At 66.3% G+C, this 17,300-nt stretch carries 19 protein-coding genes and 1 pseudogene; 9 read left to right on the plus strand and 11 right to left on the minus strand.

Annotation, left to right across the window (positions count from 1 at the left end):
- Positions 1-68 precede the first annotated feature (68 nt).
- Both DKG74_RS01135 and DKG74_RS01140 read right to left on the minus strand, forming a co-directional pair.
- Positions 69-521, minus strand: coding sequence for a hypothetical protein (locus tag DKG74_RS01135; RefSeq protein ID WP_133251460.1), 453 nt, complete (start codon positions 519-521; stop codon positions 69-71).
- A 68-nt stretch (positions 522-589) separates the two neighbouring features.
- Positions 590-3,001 carry a penicillin acylase family protein gene (locus DKG74_RS01140; protein ID WP_165837469.1) on the minus strand — a complete coding sequence of 804 codons (2,412 nt, stop codon included), beginning with the start codon at positions 2,999-3,001 and terminating at the stop codon, positions 590-592.
- Between the two features lie 270 nt (positions 3,002-3,271).
- Here DKG74_RS01140 and DKG74_RS01145 point away from each other — a divergent pair, with 270 nt between their 5' ends.
- Positions 3,272-4,012 (plus strand): PhoH family protein, encoded by a 741-nt coding sequence (locus DKG74_RS01145; RefSeq protein ID WP_109901748.1) that lies wholly within the window; start codon positions 3,272-3,274, stop codon positions 4,010-4,012.
- Positions 4,013-4,060: 48 nt separating this feature from the next.
- Here the strand turns inward: DKG74_RS01145 and grxD are convergent, their stop codons facing one another.
- The 3 genes and pseudogenes from grxD to DKG74_RS22130 all read right to left on the minus strand — a co-directional run.
- On the minus strand, positions 4,061-4,399 hold the full coding sequence (gene grxD, locus DKG74_RS01150; RefSeq protein WP_109901750.1) for a Grx4 family monothiol glutaredoxin: 339 nt from the start codon (positions 4,397-4,399) through the stop codon (positions 4,061-4,063).
- A gap of 113 nt (positions 4,400-4,512) precedes the next feature.
- The gene (locus tag DKG74_RS22125; protein WP_243404007.1) at positions 4,513-5,931 is read right to left on the minus strand and encodes a homospermidine synthase; all 1,419 of its coding nucleotides are present in this window, start codon (positions 5,929-5,931) and stop codon (positions 4,513-4,515) included.
- A 120-nt stretch (positions 5,932-6,051) separates the two neighbouring features.
- Positions 6,052-6,927 (minus strand): annotated as a pseudogene (locus DKG74_RS22130) (YihY/virulence factor BrkB family protein); the annotation flags it as partial.
- Between the two features lie 117 nt (positions 6,928-7,044).
- Between DKG74_RS22130 and DKG74_RS01160 the strand changes: the two are divergent.
- Together DKG74_RS01160 and DKG74_RS01165 are read left to right on the plus strand one after the other, a co-directional pair.
- Complete coding sequence (locus DKG74_RS01160) at positions 7,045-7,386, plus strand: hypothetical protein (RefSeq protein ID WP_109901754.1); 342 nt, start codon at positions 7,045-7,047, stop codon at positions 7,384-7,386.
- Positions 7,387-7,444: 58 nt separating this feature from the next.
- The gene (locus tag DKG74_RS01165; protein WP_109901756.1) at positions 7,445-7,927 is read left to right on the plus strand and encodes a chemotaxis protein CheW; all 483 of its coding nucleotides are present in this window, start codon (positions 7,445-7,447) and stop codon (positions 7,925-7,927) included.
- 18 nt (positions 7,928-7,945) lie between these two features.
- Here the strand turns inward: DKG74_RS01165 and hemF are convergent, their stop codons facing one another.
- Entirely contained in the window at positions 7,946-8,788 is an 843-nt protein-coding gene (gene hemF, locus DKG74_RS01170) for an oxygen-dependent coproporphyrinogen oxidase (RefSeq protein WP_109901758.1), read from the minus strand.
- Between the two features lie 11 nt (positions 8,789-8,799).
- Complete coding sequence (locus DKG74_RS01175) at positions 8,800-9,258, minus strand: tRNA (cytidine(34)-2'-O)-methyltransferase (protein ID WP_109901760.1); 459 nt, start codon at positions 9,256-9,258, stop codon at positions 8,800-8,802.
- A 152-nt stretch (positions 9,259-9,410) separates the two neighbouring features.
- On the opposite strand from DKG74_RS01175, the gene petA reads away from it, so the two are divergent.
- The 6 genes from petA (at position 9,411) to DKG74_RS01205 (ending at position 14,492) form a co-directional block, all read left to right on the plus strand.
- Positions 9,411-9,959 (plus strand): ubiquinol-cytochrome c reductase iron-sulfur subunit, encoded by a 549-nt coding sequence (gene petA, locus DKG74_RS01180; protein ID WP_109901762.1) that lies wholly within the window; start codon positions 9,411-9,413, stop codon positions 9,957-9,959.
- Positions 9,960-9,970: 11 nt separating this feature from the next.
- A complete protein-coding gene (locus DKG74_RS01185; RefSeq protein ID WP_109901764.1) occupies positions 9,971-11,203 on the plus strand; it encodes a cytochrome b in 1,233 nt (410 codons plus the stop codon).
- A 16-nt stretch (positions 11,204-11,219) separates the two neighbouring features.
- Complete coding sequence (locus tag DKG74_RS01190; RefSeq protein ID WP_109902605.1) at positions 11,220-11,984, plus strand: cytochrome c1; 765 nt, start codon at positions 11,220-11,222, stop codon at positions 11,982-11,984.
- 87 nt (positions 11,985-12,071) lie between these two features.
- On the plus strand, positions 12,072-12,941 hold the full coding sequence (locus DKG74_RS01195; protein WP_207779188.1) for an S-methyl-5'-thioadenosine phosphorylase: 870 nt from the start codon (positions 12,072-12,074) through the stop codon (positions 12,939-12,941).
- 11 nt (positions 12,942-12,952) lie between these two features.
- Positions 12,953-13,504, plus strand: a complete 552-nt coding sequence (locus DKG74_RS01200) for a LemA family protein (protein WP_109901766.1) — start codon at positions 12,953-12,955, stop codon at positions 13,502-13,504.
- Between the two features lie 10 nt (positions 13,505-13,514).
- Positions 13,515-14,492, plus strand: a complete 978-nt coding sequence (locus DKG74_RS01205) for a M48 family metallopeptidase (RefSeq protein WP_165837470.1) — start codon at positions 13,515-13,517, stop codon at positions 14,490-14,492.
- 9 nt (positions 14,493-14,501) lie between these two features.
- On the opposite strand, the gene DKG74_RS01210 is transcribed toward DKG74_RS01205, so the two are convergent.
- From DKG74_RS01210 to ychF, 4 genes are all read right to left on the minus strand, one after another.
- Complete coding sequence (locus DKG74_RS01210) at positions 14,502-15,188, minus strand: dienelactone hydrolase family protein (protein WP_109901770.1); 687 nt, start codon at positions 15,186-15,188, stop codon at positions 14,502-14,504.
- The gene (locus DKG74_RS01215; RefSeq protein ID WP_109901772.1) at positions 15,185-15,655 is read right to left on the minus strand and encodes a MaoC family dehydratase; all 471 of its coding nucleotides are present in this window, start codon (positions 15,653-15,655) and stop codon (positions 15,185-15,187) included. Before DKG74_RS01215 ends, DKG74_RS01210 begins: the two co-directional genes overlap by 4 nt.
- On the minus strand, positions 15,652-16,113 hold the full coding sequence (locus tag DKG74_RS01220; protein WP_109901774.1) for a MaoC family dehydratase: 462 nt from the start codon (positions 16,111-16,113) through the stop codon (positions 15,652-15,654). The genes DKG74_RS01215 and DKG74_RS01220 overlap by 4 nt, the downstream gene beginning before the upstream one ends.
- An 85-nt stretch (positions 16,114-16,198) precedes the next feature.
- Positions 16,199-17,299: a redox-regulated ATPase YchF gene (gene ychF / locus DKG74_RS01225; protein ID WP_109901776.1), complete on the minus strand. Its 1,101-nt coding sequence runs from the start codon at positions 17,297-17,299 to the stop codon at positions 16,199-16,201.
- Position 17,300 lies beyond the last annotated feature (1 nt).

The following is a 17,300-nucleotide window of genomic DNA, read 5'->3' on the forward strand; positions in this document are numbered from 1 at the left end:
CGTGATCAGTGTCCATGATATTGCGGCAGTGCGGCAAGAGGTCTTGCGCCGCAAAACGGCGGAAACCCTCAATTTCCGAGACAGAGAGCAACCGCGCGCTGGACCGAAAGTCCGTTGGCCTTGGCGAAGCACACGGCCATATCCGTATCCTCGCAGACGAAGCGCGGACCATCGTCGGCCGAGATGGCATAGGCCCAGCCGGTCGAGCCGCGGGAGTTGCGGCACATGGCATTCCAGTCGCGGCCGTCGTCGGCCTTCCAGGTGATGCGATAGCGCCAGAGCCCGGGCAGGAACGGGTCGCTGGCGGCATCGACGATGGAATAGGTCAGCGGTCCGTCCTGGAAGCTGCTGCCGACGAGATCGCGGGAATCGACGATCTGGCCATTGATGTCGCCGGTCAGGCGACCGTTGACCACAGCAATGGCATCGAGCGGGCTGGCCTCCGCCATCGCGCCGGGCAGGGCCGTGACCGCGGCGATCATCGCCGCCCGTCTCAGCCTGTTGTGCCGTTCAACCGCCACGCCCGACCCCTCGTTGCTTCGGTGCCATTGAGCTTATGCAGCAAATTGCGCTGAGACTATGGCGAAGATCACATTTCCGGCGTCAATCTGCGGCGCTCGCCCTCGATATCATCGGCCGACAGGGGAATCCTGACATAGTCGTCCGCCGCCCACAGGGGCGCCATGTCGGCCCAATGCGGTGAATAGGGATTGCCCGATTGTCCCGTGGCGATCATGAAGCGCGAGCGGCCGAGATCGGCGAGATCGTAAATCGCCCGGAAGCCGGCGCCATGGACGCTGGCATAGGGCGCGTCGTTGTCCGAGAAACGCATGGCGCCGCGCAGCAGGGTGTCGTCCCCGCCGCCGACCTGCGGCCCGATCGCGACAAGGCTGCCGACGACAGGCAGGAAGCGCAGGATCGGGTGCCGCATGTCGGCGACATGGGCCGTGCCCCAGCGCCAGCCGGCGGGATCGTCGCCATAGGCACTGCCGAGTTCTGCGAGGGCATCGCTCAGCGCCCCGCGCACCGCGGCCGGGCAATCCTCCACCCCCTCGGTCGCGGGATCGTCGCACCAGGGGGCGGTGCCGGCCAGTGCCGCGCGCAAGGGAAGCGGGCGCAGGCCGGCCCAGCGCTCGTAGTCGGGGCCGAGCCGGGCGGCGAACAGGCGCCGGTTCAGGTGGCGCGCCCAGGCCATGGCTATCAGCGGCGCCGGCTTGTCCTTCTCCAGGTTGAAATCCCAGGCCTTCACGAGGTCGAGGGCCTGCTGCGTCCGCCCCTCTGCCGGGCCATGCAGGGCGATGAGCAGGGGCATGAATTCGGCGGAGAAGGGGGAGAATGTGTCGGCCTGCCCGGCGGCGGCATCGTCCGCGGTATAGCCGTCCGGCCGCGCCGCCAGCAGGGCAGCGATCCGTTCCGCCCGGTAGGGCACGTCGTAATCCTTGCCGACCATATAGGGATAGTCGGGGCCGGTGACGGCGTTATTGGCATTCAGCACCATGCCGCTGCCGGGGCGGAGCACTTGCGGCAGGCCCTCGAAGGGGATGAAGCCGGTCCAGTCGCCGGTGCCGCTCGCCCCGTCGGCGGGCAGTCGGCCGTCGCCGCCTTTCCGGATCGGCAGGCGTCCGGCGGCGACGGTGCCGATGCTGCCCGCCGTATCGGCGAAGGTCAGGTTCTGGTGCGGGCTGTGGAACAGACGCGCGGCCGCCATGAAATCACCGGCGTTCCCGGCGTCGGCGAAGCGCAGCATGGCCTCGGCGGTCTTGTCGCCCGGCAGCAGGCCGACATGGGCGAGGGCGATCACCGTGCCGTCGGGCCGCGGCAGGTCGCCGGCCGACAGGTCGGAGATGACGGGGCCGTGGCGCGTGGCGCGGATGGTAACATGGCGCGTCTCGCCCAGGCGGACCTGGATGTTCTCTTCCCGCGTCTCGAAGGGCAGGGAGCCGTCGGGTGTCAGATAGCGGGCGGGGTCGGCGGGATCGACGGTCTCGACGAAGAGATCGGCGCCATCGCCGCCCGCCGTGGTCTGGCCCCAGGCGATTTTGCCGTTATGGCCCATCAGCACCATGGGGATGCCGGGCAGGGTGGCGCCGACCAGGGTCAGGTCCGGCGCCGAGAGATGCGCGAGATACCACAGCCCCGGCGCCATCAGGCCGAGATGCGGATCGTTGGCGAGGATGGGCTTGCCGGTCGCGCTGCGCGTGCCGTCGACCGCCCAGGCGTTGGAGGCACCGGCGCCCAGCGGCGCGACCGCCGGCAGGTCGAAGCCGCTCAGCATCGCGAGGGCGCCAGCGACAGGCGCCTGCGCGAAACCGTCGAGGGTGGAGGCGCCGTCCTGCGCCGGGCCGCCGCCGACCGGCGGGGTCAGTCCTTCCAGGGTCTCGCCGTCGAGCCGGGCGGCGAGGCGGGCGCGCAGCGCCTCGGTCTGCCAGTTGTTGGTCAGCAGCAGGCCGAGCAGCTTGCCCATCAGGAGGCTGTCCGCCGGCGTCCACGGCTCCGGCTCATACATCAGCAGGGTGAATTCCGGGGGCAGGGGGCGGTCGCGGCCCGCGATCCAGCTGTTCACCCCGGCGGCATAGGCCTCGAGCACGGCGCGCAGCTCCGGGCTGGCGGTGGCGAGATCGGCCTCGGCGAGGCGGGCGGCGCCGATCGTCCGGGCGTAGAGATCGAAGGAAACGGCCGGGGCGCCCAGCACCTCCGCCAGCCGGCCCTGGCCGAAGCGACGGAACAGGTCCATCTGGAACAGCCGTTCCTCGGCGTGGAGGCGGCCGAGGGTGAAATAGGCGTCGCTTCGCGACCGCGAAAGAATATGGGGGATTCCGCGCGAATCGTGCACAATCTCCACAGGGGCGCCCAGTCCCGCCACGACAGTCTCGCCATTGGCCGGCGGCACCGACCGCATGAGCCACAGGGCAGCGAAAAGCGCCGTAACCACAAGGATTGCGGCGAGGGCGGCGGCGCCGACCGCGATCCACTTCAAAATCCGGCCGAACTTCCCCGTCATACCCATTTCCTTGTGTTATTTTTGTGTGACGCAGCAAAATCTTGCGGACAAAGCCGGCACCCGGCGCATAATAGGGGTGTTGTGATCCAAGGTGAAAAGGTAATCCACCCTGACCCCTTCGCCCCACATCTTCCCCCCTCTCCACCGCGTCGCCGCAGCGTCGACATGCGCGTTGAAGCCGCCCGTTTCTGGCGGCTTTTTTGTTGCCGTTCCGGCCGCGCGCGGGGGTGAACGTCGCCTTCCTCTCCATCCCGATCCGAGGAGTGCCGCATGACCAAGAGAGCCACCCGCATCAAGTCCCAGAACGACGGTCACGACAGCAAGGTCCGCACCCTGTTTCAGGAAATCGCGGGTTGGGACCCGGTGGAGGAAGAGGACCGCGAGCAGCGTTATGTGCGCAAGGTCAGGCCGCAGAGTGACAACCAGCGTCTCCTGATAGACGCGATCCAGAGCCATAACCTCACCCTCGCCCTCGGCCCGGCGGGCACGGGCAAGACCTATCTCGCCATCGCCCAGGCGGTCGAGGCGCTGGAGGCCGGCGCGGTCAACCGCATCGTCCTGTCACGCCCCGCGGTCGAGGCGGGCGAGAGCCTGGGCTTCCTGCCCGGCGACATGCACGAGAAACTGGCGCCCTATCTGCAGCCGCTCTACGACGCCCTGAACGAGCGTCTGGGCGCCAAGCGTCTCAAGGCCTATCTCGCCAATGGCTCGATCGAGATCGCGCCCGTCGCCTTCATGCGCGGCCGCACGCTGAACGGGGCCTTCGTGGTGATCGACGAGGCGCAGAACTGCACCTATGCCCAGATCAAGATGCTGCTGACCCGTCTCGGCTGGCATTCGACCATGGTGCTGACCGGCGATCCGGACCAGAGCGACCTGCTCGAAGGTCTGTCGGGCCTCGCCACCATCGCGCAGAAACTGGAAACCGTGCCGGGAATCGCGGTGGTCCGTCTGTCGGACCGGGACATCGTGCGCCATCCGCTGGTCGCTTCGATGCTGGGCGTGCTCTGATCGCACGCGAGGTCCGGGGCGGGGAGGCCCGCCCCGGCACGTGCCGCCTCAGGCCGCGTCGTTGAAGGCGATGCCCTTTTCGGTCAGCAGCGCCTGCAGCTCGCCGGTCTGATACATCTCGCGGACGATGTCGCAGCCGCCGATGAATTCGCCCTTCACATAGAGCTGGGGAATGGTCGGCCAGTCCGAGAACAGCTTGATGCCGTCGCGCAGCGACGGGTCGGACAGGACGTCGAAGCCCTTGAACTTCACGCCGATGCGGCCGAGGACCTGCACCACGGCGGCCGAGAAGCCGCATTGCGGGAAGATCGGCGTGCCCTTCATGTAGAGCACGACCGGATTTTCGTCGATGTCGCGACGGATACGCTCGAAAACTTCTTCGCTCATGGGCCTGCTCCAGACGCCGCGCGCGGGCGGACGAAACGGGGACGATAGGAAAAACTAGTGCGCCCGGCCCCACCGCGCAAGAGAGCGGGCGGGGCAGGGCACGCGACCTTGTGTCAGATCACGCGGATGTTCTTGAACTGCCAGGGGTCGGCGGCGTCGAGATCTTCCTCGAACAGGACAGCGCGGTCCTGCAGCGGCGTCCAGTCGGTGAAGACGCCGACACGGGGGCCCCAGTAAACCCCGGCGACGTCGAGGCAGCGCTGGTAATCCATCTCCTCGGGCTCGACCACGCCGCGGCTCGGATTCTCCATCGCCCAGACGATGCCGGCGAGCACGGCCGAGGTGACCTGCAGGGTGGTCGCGCTGTTATGGGGCGCGAGTTCCCGCGCGGCATGGATGTCGAGGTGGGAGCCGAGCCAATAGGCGCCTTTGGCATGGCCGGCCAGCAGCACGCCCAACTCGTCGTAGCCCGAGATGATCTCGTCCATCATCAGGCGCTTGCGCTCCTGCATCTGCCAGTTCTTGCCGGCGAGTTCATGGACCGAAAGCACGGCGTCGTCGCTGGGGTGATAGGCATAGTGGGTGGTCGGGCGATAGACCGCTTTGCCGCCTTCTTCGACCGTCAGATAGTCGGCAAGGGAGATCGCCTCGGAATGGGTGATCAGAAAGCCGTGGAAGGGGCCTTCCATCGGCGTCCAGGTGCGGATGCGGACCGAGGCGCCGGGGCGCTTCAGATAGATCGCCGCGCCGGCGCCGAAGTCGTGGCGCGCGCCGTCGTCAGGGAAGTGCCGCTCGTGGGTGCCCCAGCCGAGTTCGGCGGGCTGGCAGCCCTCGCCGACGAAACCGTCGACCGACCAGGTGTTGACGAATTCGCCGATGGCCTTGGGGATATTGGCCTTCTGGCTGTCGCGCTCGGCGATGTGGATGACCTTCACGCCCAGTTTCCGCGCCAGCGCGGCCCAGCCTTCGCGGCTGTTCGGCGGGGCGGCCTTTTCGCCGACGGCGGCGGCGATGTCGAGCAGGCCCTGCTTCACCAGATGGCTGACATGGCCCGGGTTGGCGCCATGGGTCAGGACGGCGGTCGGCCCACCGGGGAATTTCGCCTTGAGCGCCAGCGCCTGCTCGCGCAGGCCATAGTTCGAGCGGGCGGAGGCGCTGAGCGAGGTGTCGGTATAGCCGCCGGCCCAGGGCTCGATGCAGGTGTCGAGATAGAGCGCGCCGCGCTCTTGCGCGAATTCGATCAGGGCGAGGGAGGAGACATCGACCGACAGGTTCAGCAGGAAATCGCCTTCCGCCAGCATGGGGCTCAGCAGGTCGCGGAAATTCTCGCGCGTGACCGGCTCCTGCATGAAGGCGACGCCGTGTTCGGCGGCGACGGACGCGCCCTTGTCCTCGGCGGTGACAATGGTGATGCGGTCCGCTGCGATGTCGATATGGCGCAGGATGAGCGGCAGCACACCCTGGCCGATCGAGCCGAAACCGATAATCACGAGCCGTCCGGCGAAAGCCGTGTGCTTGGTCTGGCGGTCCATGGTCATCGTACTCCTGAAAATCGAGCGTAAAGCACGGCGGCTAAGCTCGGTTATGGCACCCAATGCAAGGTTTGGTTGACGGTGCGGGGGGGATGAAGGTTCGATCTTGAAAAGTGCCACATTGAAATGGGCACCGATCAGAAGAAGAGCGGCACTGGCGTAGAAGAATACCAGCACCACCACGATGGAGCCTAGGCTTCCATATGTGACATTATAGTTACCCAGGTTGCGCAAAAACAACGAAAACAGACTGGCTGATATGATCCAGCCGAAGGTTGTCAGAATCGATCCGGGCAGGACGAGACGTATTTTCAGGCGCCGTGCCGGCAACGACCAATGCATGAAGACGAGGGCGGCGAAGACCAGCAGCGTGCCCGCGCCATAGCGCGCCACGTCCCACAAAGACCGGCTCCAGGATTTCGGCGCATAGGGCTTGACCAGCCAGTCCCACAGCTGCGGCCCGAGGATGACGGCGAAGGACACGCCGATCACGGCGACCGCGCCCAACACGACGAAGCCGAAGTGGATCAGGTTGACCAAGATGAAGTTGCGGTGCTCCACGGCGCCATAGGCACGGTTCAGCGCGACCCGCAGGGCGGCGATGCCGTTGGCGGCGGAATAGAGCGTGACCAGAAGGCCGATGGTCAGAAGATTGGTCTTGCCGCCGGACGAGAGCACCTGGCGCACCGCGGGGGCCAGGGTCTTGGCGACATCCTCGGGCAGGAAGGTGAAGAGCGCCTGCACCGCCTGGGTGGCGGAGGCGGCGGTGCCCAGCTTGCCGGCGAGGGCGGCGAGGGCGATCAGGAAGGGGAAAAGGGCGAGCAGGCCGGTAAAGGCGAGATAGGCGGCCAGATGGGTCGCATCCTCGCGGGTGGCGCGCAGGATCGCCCGATACAGGGCGCGAAAGGGCGAGAAGGCGAGACGAAGCAGCGAGCCGGCGCGGGCAGGTTGTGAAGACGCAGTCGACTGTTGGGCCTCGAACTCAAAATCGGACATGATGCTTCCACTAATGCCGGGGCCGGTAACCAATGGTCAAGGTTTCCTTGCGCAGACTGGGGTAGGAGCGCCGCGTCCGGCGCGAAGGACCGCACGCGCAGGGTACGGGACCAAGCCATGAGCGAATTGTCGGAGCGAAAGCTCGTCTACGAAATTCTGGTCGAACGCGCGGGCCGCTGGAACGTGGTCGACGTGATGGACAATCGCGAGGATGCGCTGGCGCTGGGCGAGAGGCTGCGCACCGGCCATGCCGCCGTGCGCGTCACGATCGAACGCTTCGATCCCGACACAAGGCTCTATTCGACGGTCACGCTGTGGGAGTGGCAGGCGGCCAGGCCCAAGGGCATCAAGGGCCCGACCGCCACGCGCGTCGATATCGCGCCCCGCCTGCATCAGGCCAAGGCTCCGGTGAGCAAGAAGCCGGCGGCCTGGTGGCGTCGCCTGCTCGGCATGAGCTGATTAGCGCCCTGTTAACCGAGGACGCGGCAGTCTCAGCTCAGACGACAGAGGAATGATCATGGCCGAGGCAGCAATCCGGGAAAACGACAGGGTCCAGAAGGGGGCCCAGGCGGGCGAGCAGCGGCAGTTCGTCACCATGACCGTCGCCGGCCAGCAGTTCGGCCTGCCCATTCTCGACGTGCACGATATCGTCGTGCCCGAGAAGGTGACAAGGGTGCCGCTGGCCCCGGCCGAAGTCGCCGGCCTCATCAACCTGCGCGGCAAGATCGTCACCGCCATCGACATGCGCGAAGTGCTGCGGGTGCCGCCGCTGACCGGCGACCGCAAGCGGGTTGGCGTCACCGTCAGCCACCGGGGCGAGACTTTCACCCTGCTGGTCGATGCGGTGGGCGAGGTCGTCGAATTGGCCAGCGCCTGTTTCGAAGCCAATCCGCCCACCCTTGACAGTCGCTGGCGTCACCTCGCCGACGGCGTGTTCCGCCTCGAACAGGGGCTGATGGTGGTGCTGAAGGTCGACCGCATCATGGCGATCGGCGCCTGACCCTGATCCCTCGGGTCTTTACGGCCATTTCACCTCGGGCGGCAGCGACATCAGGATCGCCTCCGTATTGCCGCCGGTCTTCAGGCCGAAGGTCGTGCCCCGGTCGTAAAGCAGATTGAATTCGACATAACGGCCGCGCTTGACCAGCTGCGCCTCGCGCTGCTCCGCGGTCCAGGGCTCGTCCATGTGGCGGGCGACCAGCTTCGGATAGCTGTCGAGGAAAGCCTCGCCGACCGCGCGGGTGAAGGCAAAATCCGCTTCCGGGTCGCCGCTGTCCAGCTGATCATAGAAGATGCCGCCGACGCCCCGCGCCTCGCCCCGGTGGGGCAGGAAGAAATACTCGTCGCACCAGGTCTTGAAGCGCGGGTAATAGCCGGCGTCGAAGCGGTCGCAGGCGGCCTTGAAGGCGCCGTGGAAGGCGGCGGTATCTTCCGCCACCGGGAAGGTCGGCGTCAGGTCGCCGCCGCCGCCGAACCAGCCCTTGGTCGTTTCGATCCGCCGCGTGTTCATATGGGCGGCCGGCACCAGCGGGGAGCACGGGTGGGCGACGAGGCTGATGCCGCTGGCCCAGAAGCGGCCGTCCTCGGCCGCGCCCGGGATATTCTTCGCGAATTCCGGGCTGAAGGTGCCGGAGACGGTGGAGATGTTCACCCCCACCTTCTCGAACACGCGGCCCCGCATCACCGACATCACGCCGCCGCCCCCGCCCGGCCGGTCCCAGGCCTGACGCTCGAATCGGCCCGGCGCCCTGTCCGCGTATTGTCCGGCATGGGCATCCTCGAGCGCCTCGAAGGCGGCGCAGATGCGGTCGCGCAGATCCTGGAACCAGGCGGCGGCACGGGTCTTCAGCGCGTCGGTCATGCTTGTGTCTTCTATCCGGGGAACAGGTCGGTCTGGCGCAGGGCCTCGTGCAGGACCATGGCGGCAGAAACGGCGACATTCAAGCTGCGCGCGGCAGAGACCATGGGCAGGCGCAGCCGGGCATCGGCAAGGGCCTGCACATCGGACGGCACGCCCGCGCTCTCCCGCCCGACCATGATCACATCGTCGGCGCGGAAGGCGAAACGGTGGGGGGTGAGATCGCCCGCGGTCGTCAACAGTACCAGCCGCGCGCCCGATGCGGCCCGTTCCCGCTCGAAGGCGGCGAAATCGTCGTGGCGACGAATCGCCGCTCTGGCGAGGTAATCCATGCCGGCGCGGCGCAGTGACGCATCGGAAAAGGTGAAGCCGCAGGGCTCGATCACGTCGACGCCGAGACCGAGGCAGGCGCACATCCGGATCATGGTCCCCGCATTCTGCGGGATATCGGGACAGTAGAGGGCGAGACGCATGAGGCTTCCGGCAGGCGGCACCGCTATTTGGGAAACGGTCCGCCCGCGGAAAAGCCCGTGCGGCATCGTGTCACAAGTTGCGGGGTGCTGGACAATCAAGATTTTGGATGCCACTAAGAGGGCAGATTTCTCATACCGTCAGAGGGTCTTTTATGGCGACGTCCAGCTCAGCCGGCCATGATGCGCATGGGTCGGGCCAGGCAACCCGGCGCGACTTCCTTTACGTTGCGACCATCGGCCTTGGCGCCGTTGCGGCCGGCGCAACTGTCTGGCCGCTGATCGACCAGATGAATCCCGCGGCCGACGTGCTCGCCCTGTCGTCCACCGAAGTCGATCTGTCCAAGATCGCCGAAGGTCAGGGCATCACGGTGATGTGGCGCGGCAAGCCCGTTTTCGTGCGTCACCGCACGGAAAAGGAAATCAAGGAAGCGGAAGAAGCGCCGCTGTCCGAGATGCGCGACCCGGCGACCGACGCTTCCCGCGTCAAGGAAGGCAAGAAGCAGTGGCTCGTGATGGTCGGCGTCTGCACCCATCTCGGCTGCATTCCGCTCGGCCAGCAGGGCGATTATGACGGCTGGTTCTGCCCCTGCCATGGTTCGCACTACGACAGCTCGGGCCGCATCCGCAAGGGGCCCGCGCCGCTGAACCTGGCGATTCCCGAATATCAGTTCCTGTCCGACACCAAGATCAAGATCGGCTGAGGGCAACATTCATGAGCTCGTCGACCCCGTTCCAGACCAACAGCAAGGTCATCAAGTGGATCGAAGCCCGCCTGCCGATCATCTCGACGATCGACGGTGCGCTGGTTTCCTATCCGGCCCCGCGTAACCTCAACTACTGGTGGAACTTCGGTTCGCTGGCCGGCTTCATGCTGGTCGCCCAGATCGTGACCGGCATCATTCTGGTCATGCACTACACCCCGCATGTCACCCTGGCCTTCGCCTCGGTCGAACACATCATGCGCGACGTGAACTACGGCTGGCTGCTGCGCTATGCCCATGCCAACGGCGCGTCGATGTTCTTCGTCGTCGTCTATATCCACATCCTTCGCGGTCTCTACTACGGCTCCTACAAGGCGCCGCGCGAATTGCTGTGGTGGCTCGGCATCGTGATCTTCCTCCTCATGATGGCGACCGCCTTCATGGGCTATGTGCTGCCCTGGGGCCAGATGTCCTTCTGGGGCGCCACCGTGATCACCAACCTGTTCGGTGCCCTGCCGATGATCGGCGGCGACATCGTCACCTGGCTGTGGGGTGGCTTCTCGGTCGACAACGCGACCCTGAACCGCTTCTTCTCGCTGCACTACCTGCTGCCCTTCGTGATCTGCGCCGTGGTCTTCCTGCACCTCTGGGCGCTGCACACCACGAAGTCGAGCAACCCGCTCGGCATCGAGATCAAGGGCGATCAGGACACGGTGCCCTTCCACCCGTATTACACGGCGAAGGATGCCTTCGGTCTCAGCGTGTTCCTGATGTTCTTCGCCTACTGGGTGTTCTTCAATCCGAACGCCCTCGGCCATCCGGACAATTACACCGAAGCCAACCCGATGGTGACCCCGGCGCATATCGTCCCCGAATGGTACTTCCTGCCGTTCTACGCGATCCTGCGTGCCGTGCCCGACAAGCTGGGCGGCGTCATCGCCATGGGCGGCGCGATCGTGATCCTGTTCTTCATGCCGTATCTCGACTTCTCGAAGGTCCGTTCGGCGAAGTTCCGTCCGATCTACAAGCAGGCCTTCTGGCTGTTCGTGATCGACGGCCTGATCCTCGGCTATGTCGGCGCCATGCCGGCCGAAGGGATCTGGATCATCATCGGCCGTATCGCCTCGGTCTATTACTTCGCGCACTTCATCATCATCGTGCCGCTGATCTCCTGGTTCGAGAAACCGCTGCCTGTCCCTGAGTCCATCGCCAAGGCGGTGCTCGGCGATGCGGCCAAGGCGTGAGGGAGGGGAGATGAACATGTCCTCGTTCAAGCTCGGCGCCGCGGCGCTGCTCGCCCTCGGCCTCGGTGCCGGTGTTGCCCAGGCGAATGAAGGGGCCCACATCGAGAAGCTCGACTGGAGCTTCAACGGTGCCTTCGGGACCTTCGATCGCGCGGCGCTCCAGCGCGGCTATCAGGTGTACAAGGAGGTTTGCGCCTCCTGTCACTCGATGAAGTATCTGTCCTACCGCAACCTTCAGGACATCGGCTTCTCGGAAGCCGAGGTGAAGGCGCTGGCGGCGCAGTACGAAGTCCCCGCGCTCGACGAAGCCGGCGATCCGACGACCGTGAAGGCCAAGCCTTCCGATCGTTTCCATTCGCCCTTCCCGAACGAAGTGGCGGCCCGCGCGGCCAACGGCGGCGCCCTGCCGCCCGACCTGTCGCTGATCGCCAAGGCCCGCGTCGGCGGCCCGGATTACATCCACGCGCTGCTGAACGGCTATCACGAGACCCCGGCCGGCTTCGCGCTGCCGGACGGCAAGTCGTACAACACGGTGTTCCCGGGCAATGCCATCGGGATGCCGAAGCCGCTGAGCGACGATCAGGTCACCTATGCCGACGGCACCAAGGCGACGGTCGAGCAGATGTCGCGCGACGTCGCGACCTTCCTGATGTGGGCCGCCGAGCCCAAGCTGGAAGATCGCAAGCGCGCCGGCGTGAAGGTGATGGGCTTCCTCGGCCTGCTGACCATCTTCACCTTCCTCACCTATCGCAAGGTGCGGCGGAAGGTTCAGGGTCATTGATCCAGCCTGCGGTTGGGCGATGATGAAGGGGAGGCGAAAGCCTCCCCTTTTTCTTTGGTGGCACTTGGGTCGGACGAGGAATTCATCATGGCGATGCTGGGCGTGATCGGGGGCAGCGGCCTTTACGATATCGAGGGGATCGAGGATCGGCGGGCGGTGCAGGTGCAATCGCCCTTCGGCGCGCCGTCGGACGCGATCACCGTCGGCCGCTTGGGCGGGATCGACATCGCCTTCCTGCCGCGGCACGGCGCCGGTCACAGGCTGTCGCCGACCGATATCAACTACCGCGCCAACATCGACGCACTGAAGCGTCTCGGCGTCACCGACATCCTGTCGATGTCGGCCTGCGGCTCGTTCCGCGAGGGCCTGCCGCCCGGCACCTTTGTCATCGTCGACCAGTTCATCGACCGCACCTTCGCCCGCGAGAAGAGCTTCTTCGGCAAGGGGCTGGTGGCCCATGTTTCGGTCGCCGACCCGGTCTGCACGCGCCTCGGCGACCTTGTCGAGGAAGCGGGCGATTTCGCCGAGGTCACGCTGCATCGGGGCGGGACCTATCTTGCGATGGAGGGGCCGCAATTCTCCACCCGTGCGGAGTCCCATCTCTATCGCTCGTGGGGCTGCGACGTCATCGGCATGACCAACATGCCCGAGGCCAAGCTCGCCCGCGAGGCCGAGATTTGTTACGCCAGCGTGGCCATGGTCACAGATTTCGACTGCTGGCACGAGCAACATGGCGCGGTCGAAGTCGCCGCGATCGTCGAGGTCATGCACCGCAACGCCCAGGCCGCCCGCTCGCTGGTCAAGGGCATCGCGCCGCTGCTGGCCGCCAACCGGCCGCACGTCTGTCCGCACGGCTGCGACAGGGCGCTGGAACATGCGCTGATCACGCCGCCCGAGGCGCGCGATCCGGTGCTGGTCGCCCGGCTCGACGCCGTCGCCGGGCGGCTTCTCGGCTGAAGGAGAAGAAGATGTTCGGTTGGGTCGTCCTGGGTCTCGTCGTCGCGCTGGTCGCCTATGGCATCGCGACCTACAACGGGCTGGTCGCCGGCCGCAATCAGGTCGGCAACGGCTGGAAGCAGATCGACGTCCAGCTGAAACGGCGCCACGACCTCATTCCCAATCTGGTCGAGGTCGCCAAGGATTACATGGGTTACGAGCAGGAGACCCTGAAGCAGGTGATCGCCGCGCGGAATGACGCGATGAACGCCCAAGGCCCCGCCGCCACCGGCGCCGCCGAGGCGCAGCTGGCCGGGGCATTGGGCAAGTTCTTCGCCCTCGCCGAATCCTACCCGGAGCTGAAGGCGAACGACAATGTGCGAAGCCTGATGGAAGAGCTGACCTCGACCGAGAACAAGATTGCCTTCGCCCGCCAGCACTATAACGACAGCGTGATGGCGCAGAACAACCGCATCGAACAGTTCCCCTCGAATGTCGTTGCCCGCTTCGGCGGCTTCGGCCCCCATGAGTATTTCGAGGTGCCGGAAGCGGAAACGGCACCGGTCAAGGTTTCGCTGCGCTGAGGCCCCGGCCGTGAGCACCGTCGTGGGCAGCGGCATCGCCGCGACCGATTTTCTGGGCGCCGCCCGGCGCAACCGGCGCAATACGGTCACGCTGGTCGTCGTCATGATCGGCATCGGCGCCGTGCTCGCCTATCTGCTGGGCGCGGTGATCGAGGCGGGGGAGGGCGACCCGCGGTTCAACCCGGCGGCCTCCGGTGTCGGCTTCGGCTTCGCCATGATCATGATCGCGATCAGCCTGGTCTGGACCCTGATCGCGCTGAAGGCGGGCGACCGTATCGTGCTTCGTCTCGTCGGCGCGCGCGAGGTCGGCGTGGACGAAGCGCCCCAGCTGCATAATGTGGTCGAGGAAATGGCCATCGCCGCCGGTATTCCCAAGCCCCGGGTCGCCATCATCGAGACCGACGCGCTCAACGCCTTCGCCACCGGCATGAGCCGGGACCGCGCCGCCATCGCGGTTACCCGGGGTCTGCTGAATACCCTGAACCGCGAGGAGTTGCAGGCCGTGGTCGGCCACGAGATGGGCCATGTGCTCAATCTCGACGTTCGCTATGGCACCGCGGTCGGTGTCTTCGTCGGGCTGATTGCCCTGCTCGCTGATGGCATCCTGCGCCTTGGCCGCTTCGGCCGCATGGGGCGGGGGCGGGGCAACGACAAGGGCGGCGGTCTTCAGCTCGTGCTGCTGATCCTGTTGATCGTGGCCGCGATTCTCGCGCCGCTGGCGGCGAAACTGGTGCAGATGGCGATTTCCCGTCAGCGGGAATATCTGGCCGACGCGACCAGCGCGCGGCTGACCCGCAATCCGCTGGCGCTGATTTCGGCGCTGGAGAAGCTGGGCGCGTCAGGCGTGCCTTTCGCCCAGGCGAACCGGGCGGTGCAGCACCTGTTCATCGTCAACCCGTTCCGGGACTTTTCCGCGAAGGCGAGCGCCCTGATGTCGACCCATCCGGCGCTGGCCGAGCGGATCGCCCGCTTGCGCAACCTCGGCTGAAGGCGCGACTCAGCGCAGGTGGGCGGCGAGGAAGTCGAGGGTGCGTTCCCGCGCCAGCTTGGCCGAATCTTCGTCGTAATTCGCCCGGCGATCCGAATTGAAGCCGTGGTCGGCGTCATAGACGTGAATCGCCACCTCCGGGTGCTTCTCGGCCAGGGCTTCGATCTTGTCCTCGGGGATCGTCTGATCCCTCGAGCCGAAATGCAGCATGGTCGGGCATTTGGGCGCGGCATTCATGAAATTGAGGATGGCCGTGCCGTAATAGCCGACGGCGCAGCCGAGGTTCGCCACCCGTGCTGCCGCCAGCCAGGCCACGGCGCCGCCGTAGCAATAGCCGACGATGCCGACCGGCAATTTCGCCTCGCCCTGACGCAGATGGGTGACGCAGGCGCCGACATCCAGCATCGGCCCTTCCCAACCCACCTGTTCGCGCAAGGCGCGGCCCCTGGCGACACCGTCGGTGTCATAGGGCAGGTCGACAGCCGGTTGCGCCCGGTCGTAGAGCTGGGGCGCGAGAACCTCGTAACCCTCGGCGGCGAAACCATCGGCGACCGCCCGGATATGGCCGTTCACGCCAAAGATTTCCATGGCGATGACGAGGCCGGCGCGCGGGTCTTCATCGCCCTCGGGCTTGACGTGATAGGCCTGGAACCTGTGACCGTCGCTCGCGACGAGCTCGATCCATTCACCGCTCATGGCGTCCCCCGCCGCTTGAAGAAAACCTTGCCGGTCACGCTGCACACCAGACGGCCGGCGCTGTCGACCGCGGTGAACTGCTGGGTGATCAGGCCCTGGCCCGGTTTGCTCGCCGACGGCGTGACCGAAATCGTCTCGATGAAGACATCGAACACATCGCCGGGCCGCGCCGGGCGCAGCCAGCGCAGATCCTCGAACCCGGGCGAGGCGATGAAACCGGCGCCGCCGGCCGCGACCGCCCGGCCCGAGACCAGCTTCATGATCTTCGACATCGTGTGCCAGCCCGACGCGATCAGCCCACCATAGGGCGATTGCTTCGCCGCCACGGGATCGACATGGAAGCTCTGCGGATCGAAGGCCCTGGCGAAGGCGATGATCTCTTCTTCTGTGAAAGAGATGGTGCCGGCGTGTTCGCGTGTGCCGGCGACGTAATCTTCGAGCCAGTCGCGCCGTGTCATCTCGCTCATGCCGGCACTCCTTCGCGGCAGCCCATCATGACCTTGCTGGTCATGAGCAGCACGACCTCGTCCTGCTGGTTCATCAGCTCGTGGCGGGCGGTGACGATGCCCATTTCCGGGCGCGAGGCGGAACGCCGCCGGTCGAGCACGGTGACGCGGACGCGCAGCACGTCGCCCGGCCGCACCGGCGCGAGATAGCGCACCTCGTCCACCCCGGGCGAGCCGCGCGAGGCCGAGCGCAGCATGTAGCCGTCGCACATCAGGCGCATCATCATCGAACAGGAATGGAGCCCCGAGGCGATCAGGCCGCCAAAGGCCGATTCGGCCGCGGCGACCGGGTCGACATGGATCGGCTGGGGATCGAATTCGCGGCCAAAGGCGATGATTTCCGCCGCGGTGACCAGCTTTTCGCCGTAAACCGTGCTGGACCCGACTTCGAAATCCTCGAAGTAGAGGAAATCCACCATGACCTTACCCCGCCTGACCCTCGGGCGGGACTTTAGTCGGCGGTGCGGGCGGGTGCAATGGCCGTGCCCCGCCCGCGACCCCGCGTCAGGCGTTGAAGCGGAAATGCAGGATGTCGCCATCGGCGACGGTGTAATCCTTGCCTTCCAGGCGCAGGCGGCCGGCATCCTTGCAGCCGGCCTCGCCATTGAACTTCACGAAGTCGTCATAGGCCATGGTCTCGGCGCGGATGAAGCCGCGCTCGAAATCGGAATGGATGACACCGGCGGCGCCGGGCGCCTTGGTGCCCTTCACGATGGTCCAGGCCCGGGCTTCCTTCGGCCCCACCGTGAAATAGGTGATGAGGCCGAGCAGGGCATAGCCCGCGCGGATGAGACGCGACAGGCCCGTCTCCTCGAGGCCGAGATCGGCGAGGAAGGCGCTGCGCTCTTCCGCGTCGAGCTGGGCGACCTCCGCTTCGATGGCGGCCGAAATCACCACATGGGCGGAGCCTTCCGCCTTGGCCCGTTCGGCCACCTTGGCCGTGAAGGCGTTGCCGGTCGCGGCCGAGGCTTCCTCGACGTTGCAGACATAGAGCACGGGCTTGGCCGTGATCAGGTCGAGGGTCTGGAAGATCGCCCTTTCGTCGGCCGAAACCTCGACCGCGCGGGCAGGCTTGCCCTCCCGCAGGACGAGGAGGGCGCGTTCCATCAGGGCGAGACGGACCTTGGTCTCTTCGTCGGCGCCGCCCTTCGACTTTTTCTGCAGGGCGGGCACGCGCTTCTCGAGGCTTTCGAGGTCGGCCAGCATCAGCTCGGTCTCGATGATCTCGGCGTCGGCCAGGGGATCGACCCGGCCCTCGACATGGGTGATGTCGCCATCTTCGAAGCAGCGCAGGACATGGCAGACCGCGTCCACCTCGCGGATATGCGACAGGAACTGGTTGCCGAGGCCTTCACCCTTGGAAGCGCCGCGCACCAGGCCGGCGATGTCGACGAAGGTGATCTGGGTCGGGATGATCTGGGCCGAGCCGCCGATCTTGGCGATCGTGTCGAGGCGCGGGTCCGGCACCGGCACGAGGCCGACGTTCGGTTCGATGGTGCAGAAGGGGTAATTGGCCGCGGCGGCGGCCGCGGTCTCGGTCAGGGCGTTGAACAGGGTCGACTTGCCGACGTTGGGAAGGCCGACGATGCCGCACTTGAAACCCATG

It is taken from the genome of Zavarzinia aquatilis, assembly GCF_003173035.1.
GTDB lineage: Bacteria > Pseudomonadota > Alphaproteobacteria > Zavarziniales > Zavarziniaceae > Zavarzinia > Zavarzinia aquatilis.

Bases quoted from the DNA above. Each gene is read 5' to 3' on its own strand.
- DKG74_RS01140 (WP_165837469.1), bottom strand. From the start codon at position 3,001: ATGACGGGGAAGTTCGGCCGGATTTTGAAGTGGATCGCGGTCGGCGCC.
- DKG74_RS01145 (WP_109901748.1), top strand. From the start codon at position 3,272: ATGACCAAGAGAGCCACCCGCATCAAGTCCCAGAACGACGGTCACGAC.
- grxD (WP_109901750.1), bottom strand. From the start codon at position 4,399: ATGAGCGAAGAAGTTTTCGAGCGTATCCGTCGCGACATCGACGAAAAT.
- DKG74_RS22125 (WP_243404007.1), bottom strand. From the start codon at position 5,931: ATGGACCGCCAGACCAAGCACACGGCTTTCGCCGGACGGCTCGTGATT.
- DKG74_RS01160 (WP_109901754.1), top strand. From the start codon at position 7,045: ATGAGCGAATTGTCGGAGCGAAAGCTCGTCTACGAAATTCTGGTCGAA.
- DKG74_RS01165 (WP_109901756.1), top strand. From the start codon at position 7,445: ATGGCCGAGGCAGCAATCCGGGAAAACGACAGGGTCCAGAAGGGGGCC.
- hemF (WP_109901758.1), bottom strand. From the start codon at position 8,788: ATGACCGACGCGCTGAAGACCCGTGCCGCCGCCTGGTTCCAGGATCTG.
- DKG74_RS01175 (WP_109901760.1), bottom strand. From the start codon at position 9,258: ATGCGTCTCGCCCTCTACTGTCCCGATATCCCGCAGAATGCGGGGACC.
- petA (WP_109901762.1), top strand. From the start codon at position 9,411: ATGGCGACGTCCAGCTCAGCCGGCCATGATGCGCATGGGTCGGGCCAG.
- DKG74_RS01185 (WP_109901764.1), top strand. From the start codon at position 9,971: ATGAGCTCGTCGACCCCGTTCCAGACCAACAGCAAGGTCATCAAGTGG.
- DKG74_RS01190 (WP_109902605.1), top strand. From the start codon at position 11,220: ATGTCCTCGTTCAAGCTCGGCGCCGCGGCGCTGCTCGCCCTCGGCCTC.
- DKG74_RS01195 (WP_207779188.1), top strand. From the start codon at position 12,072: ATGGCGATGCTGGGCGTGATCGGGGGCAGCGGCCTTTACGATATCGAG.
- DKG74_RS01200 (WP_109901766.1), top strand. From the start codon at position 12,953: ATGTTCGGTTGGGTCGTCCTGGGTCTCGTCGTCGCGCTGGTCGCCTAT.
- DKG74_RS01210 (WP_109901770.1), bottom strand. From the start codon at position 15,188: ATGAGCGGTGAATGGATCGAGCTCGTCGCGAGCGACGGTCACAGGTTC.
- DKG74_RS01215 (WP_109901772.1), bottom strand. From the start codon at position 15,655: ATGAGCGAGATGACACGGCGCGACTGGCTCGAAGATTACGTCGCCGGC.
- DKG74_RS01220 (WP_109901774.1), bottom strand. From the start codon at position 16,113: ATGGTGGATTTCCTCTACTTCGAGGATTTCGAAGTCGGGTCCAGCACG.
- ychF (WP_109901776.1), bottom strand. From the start codon at position 17,299: ATGGGTTTCAAGTGCGGCATCGTCGGCCTTCCCAACGTCGGCAAGTCG.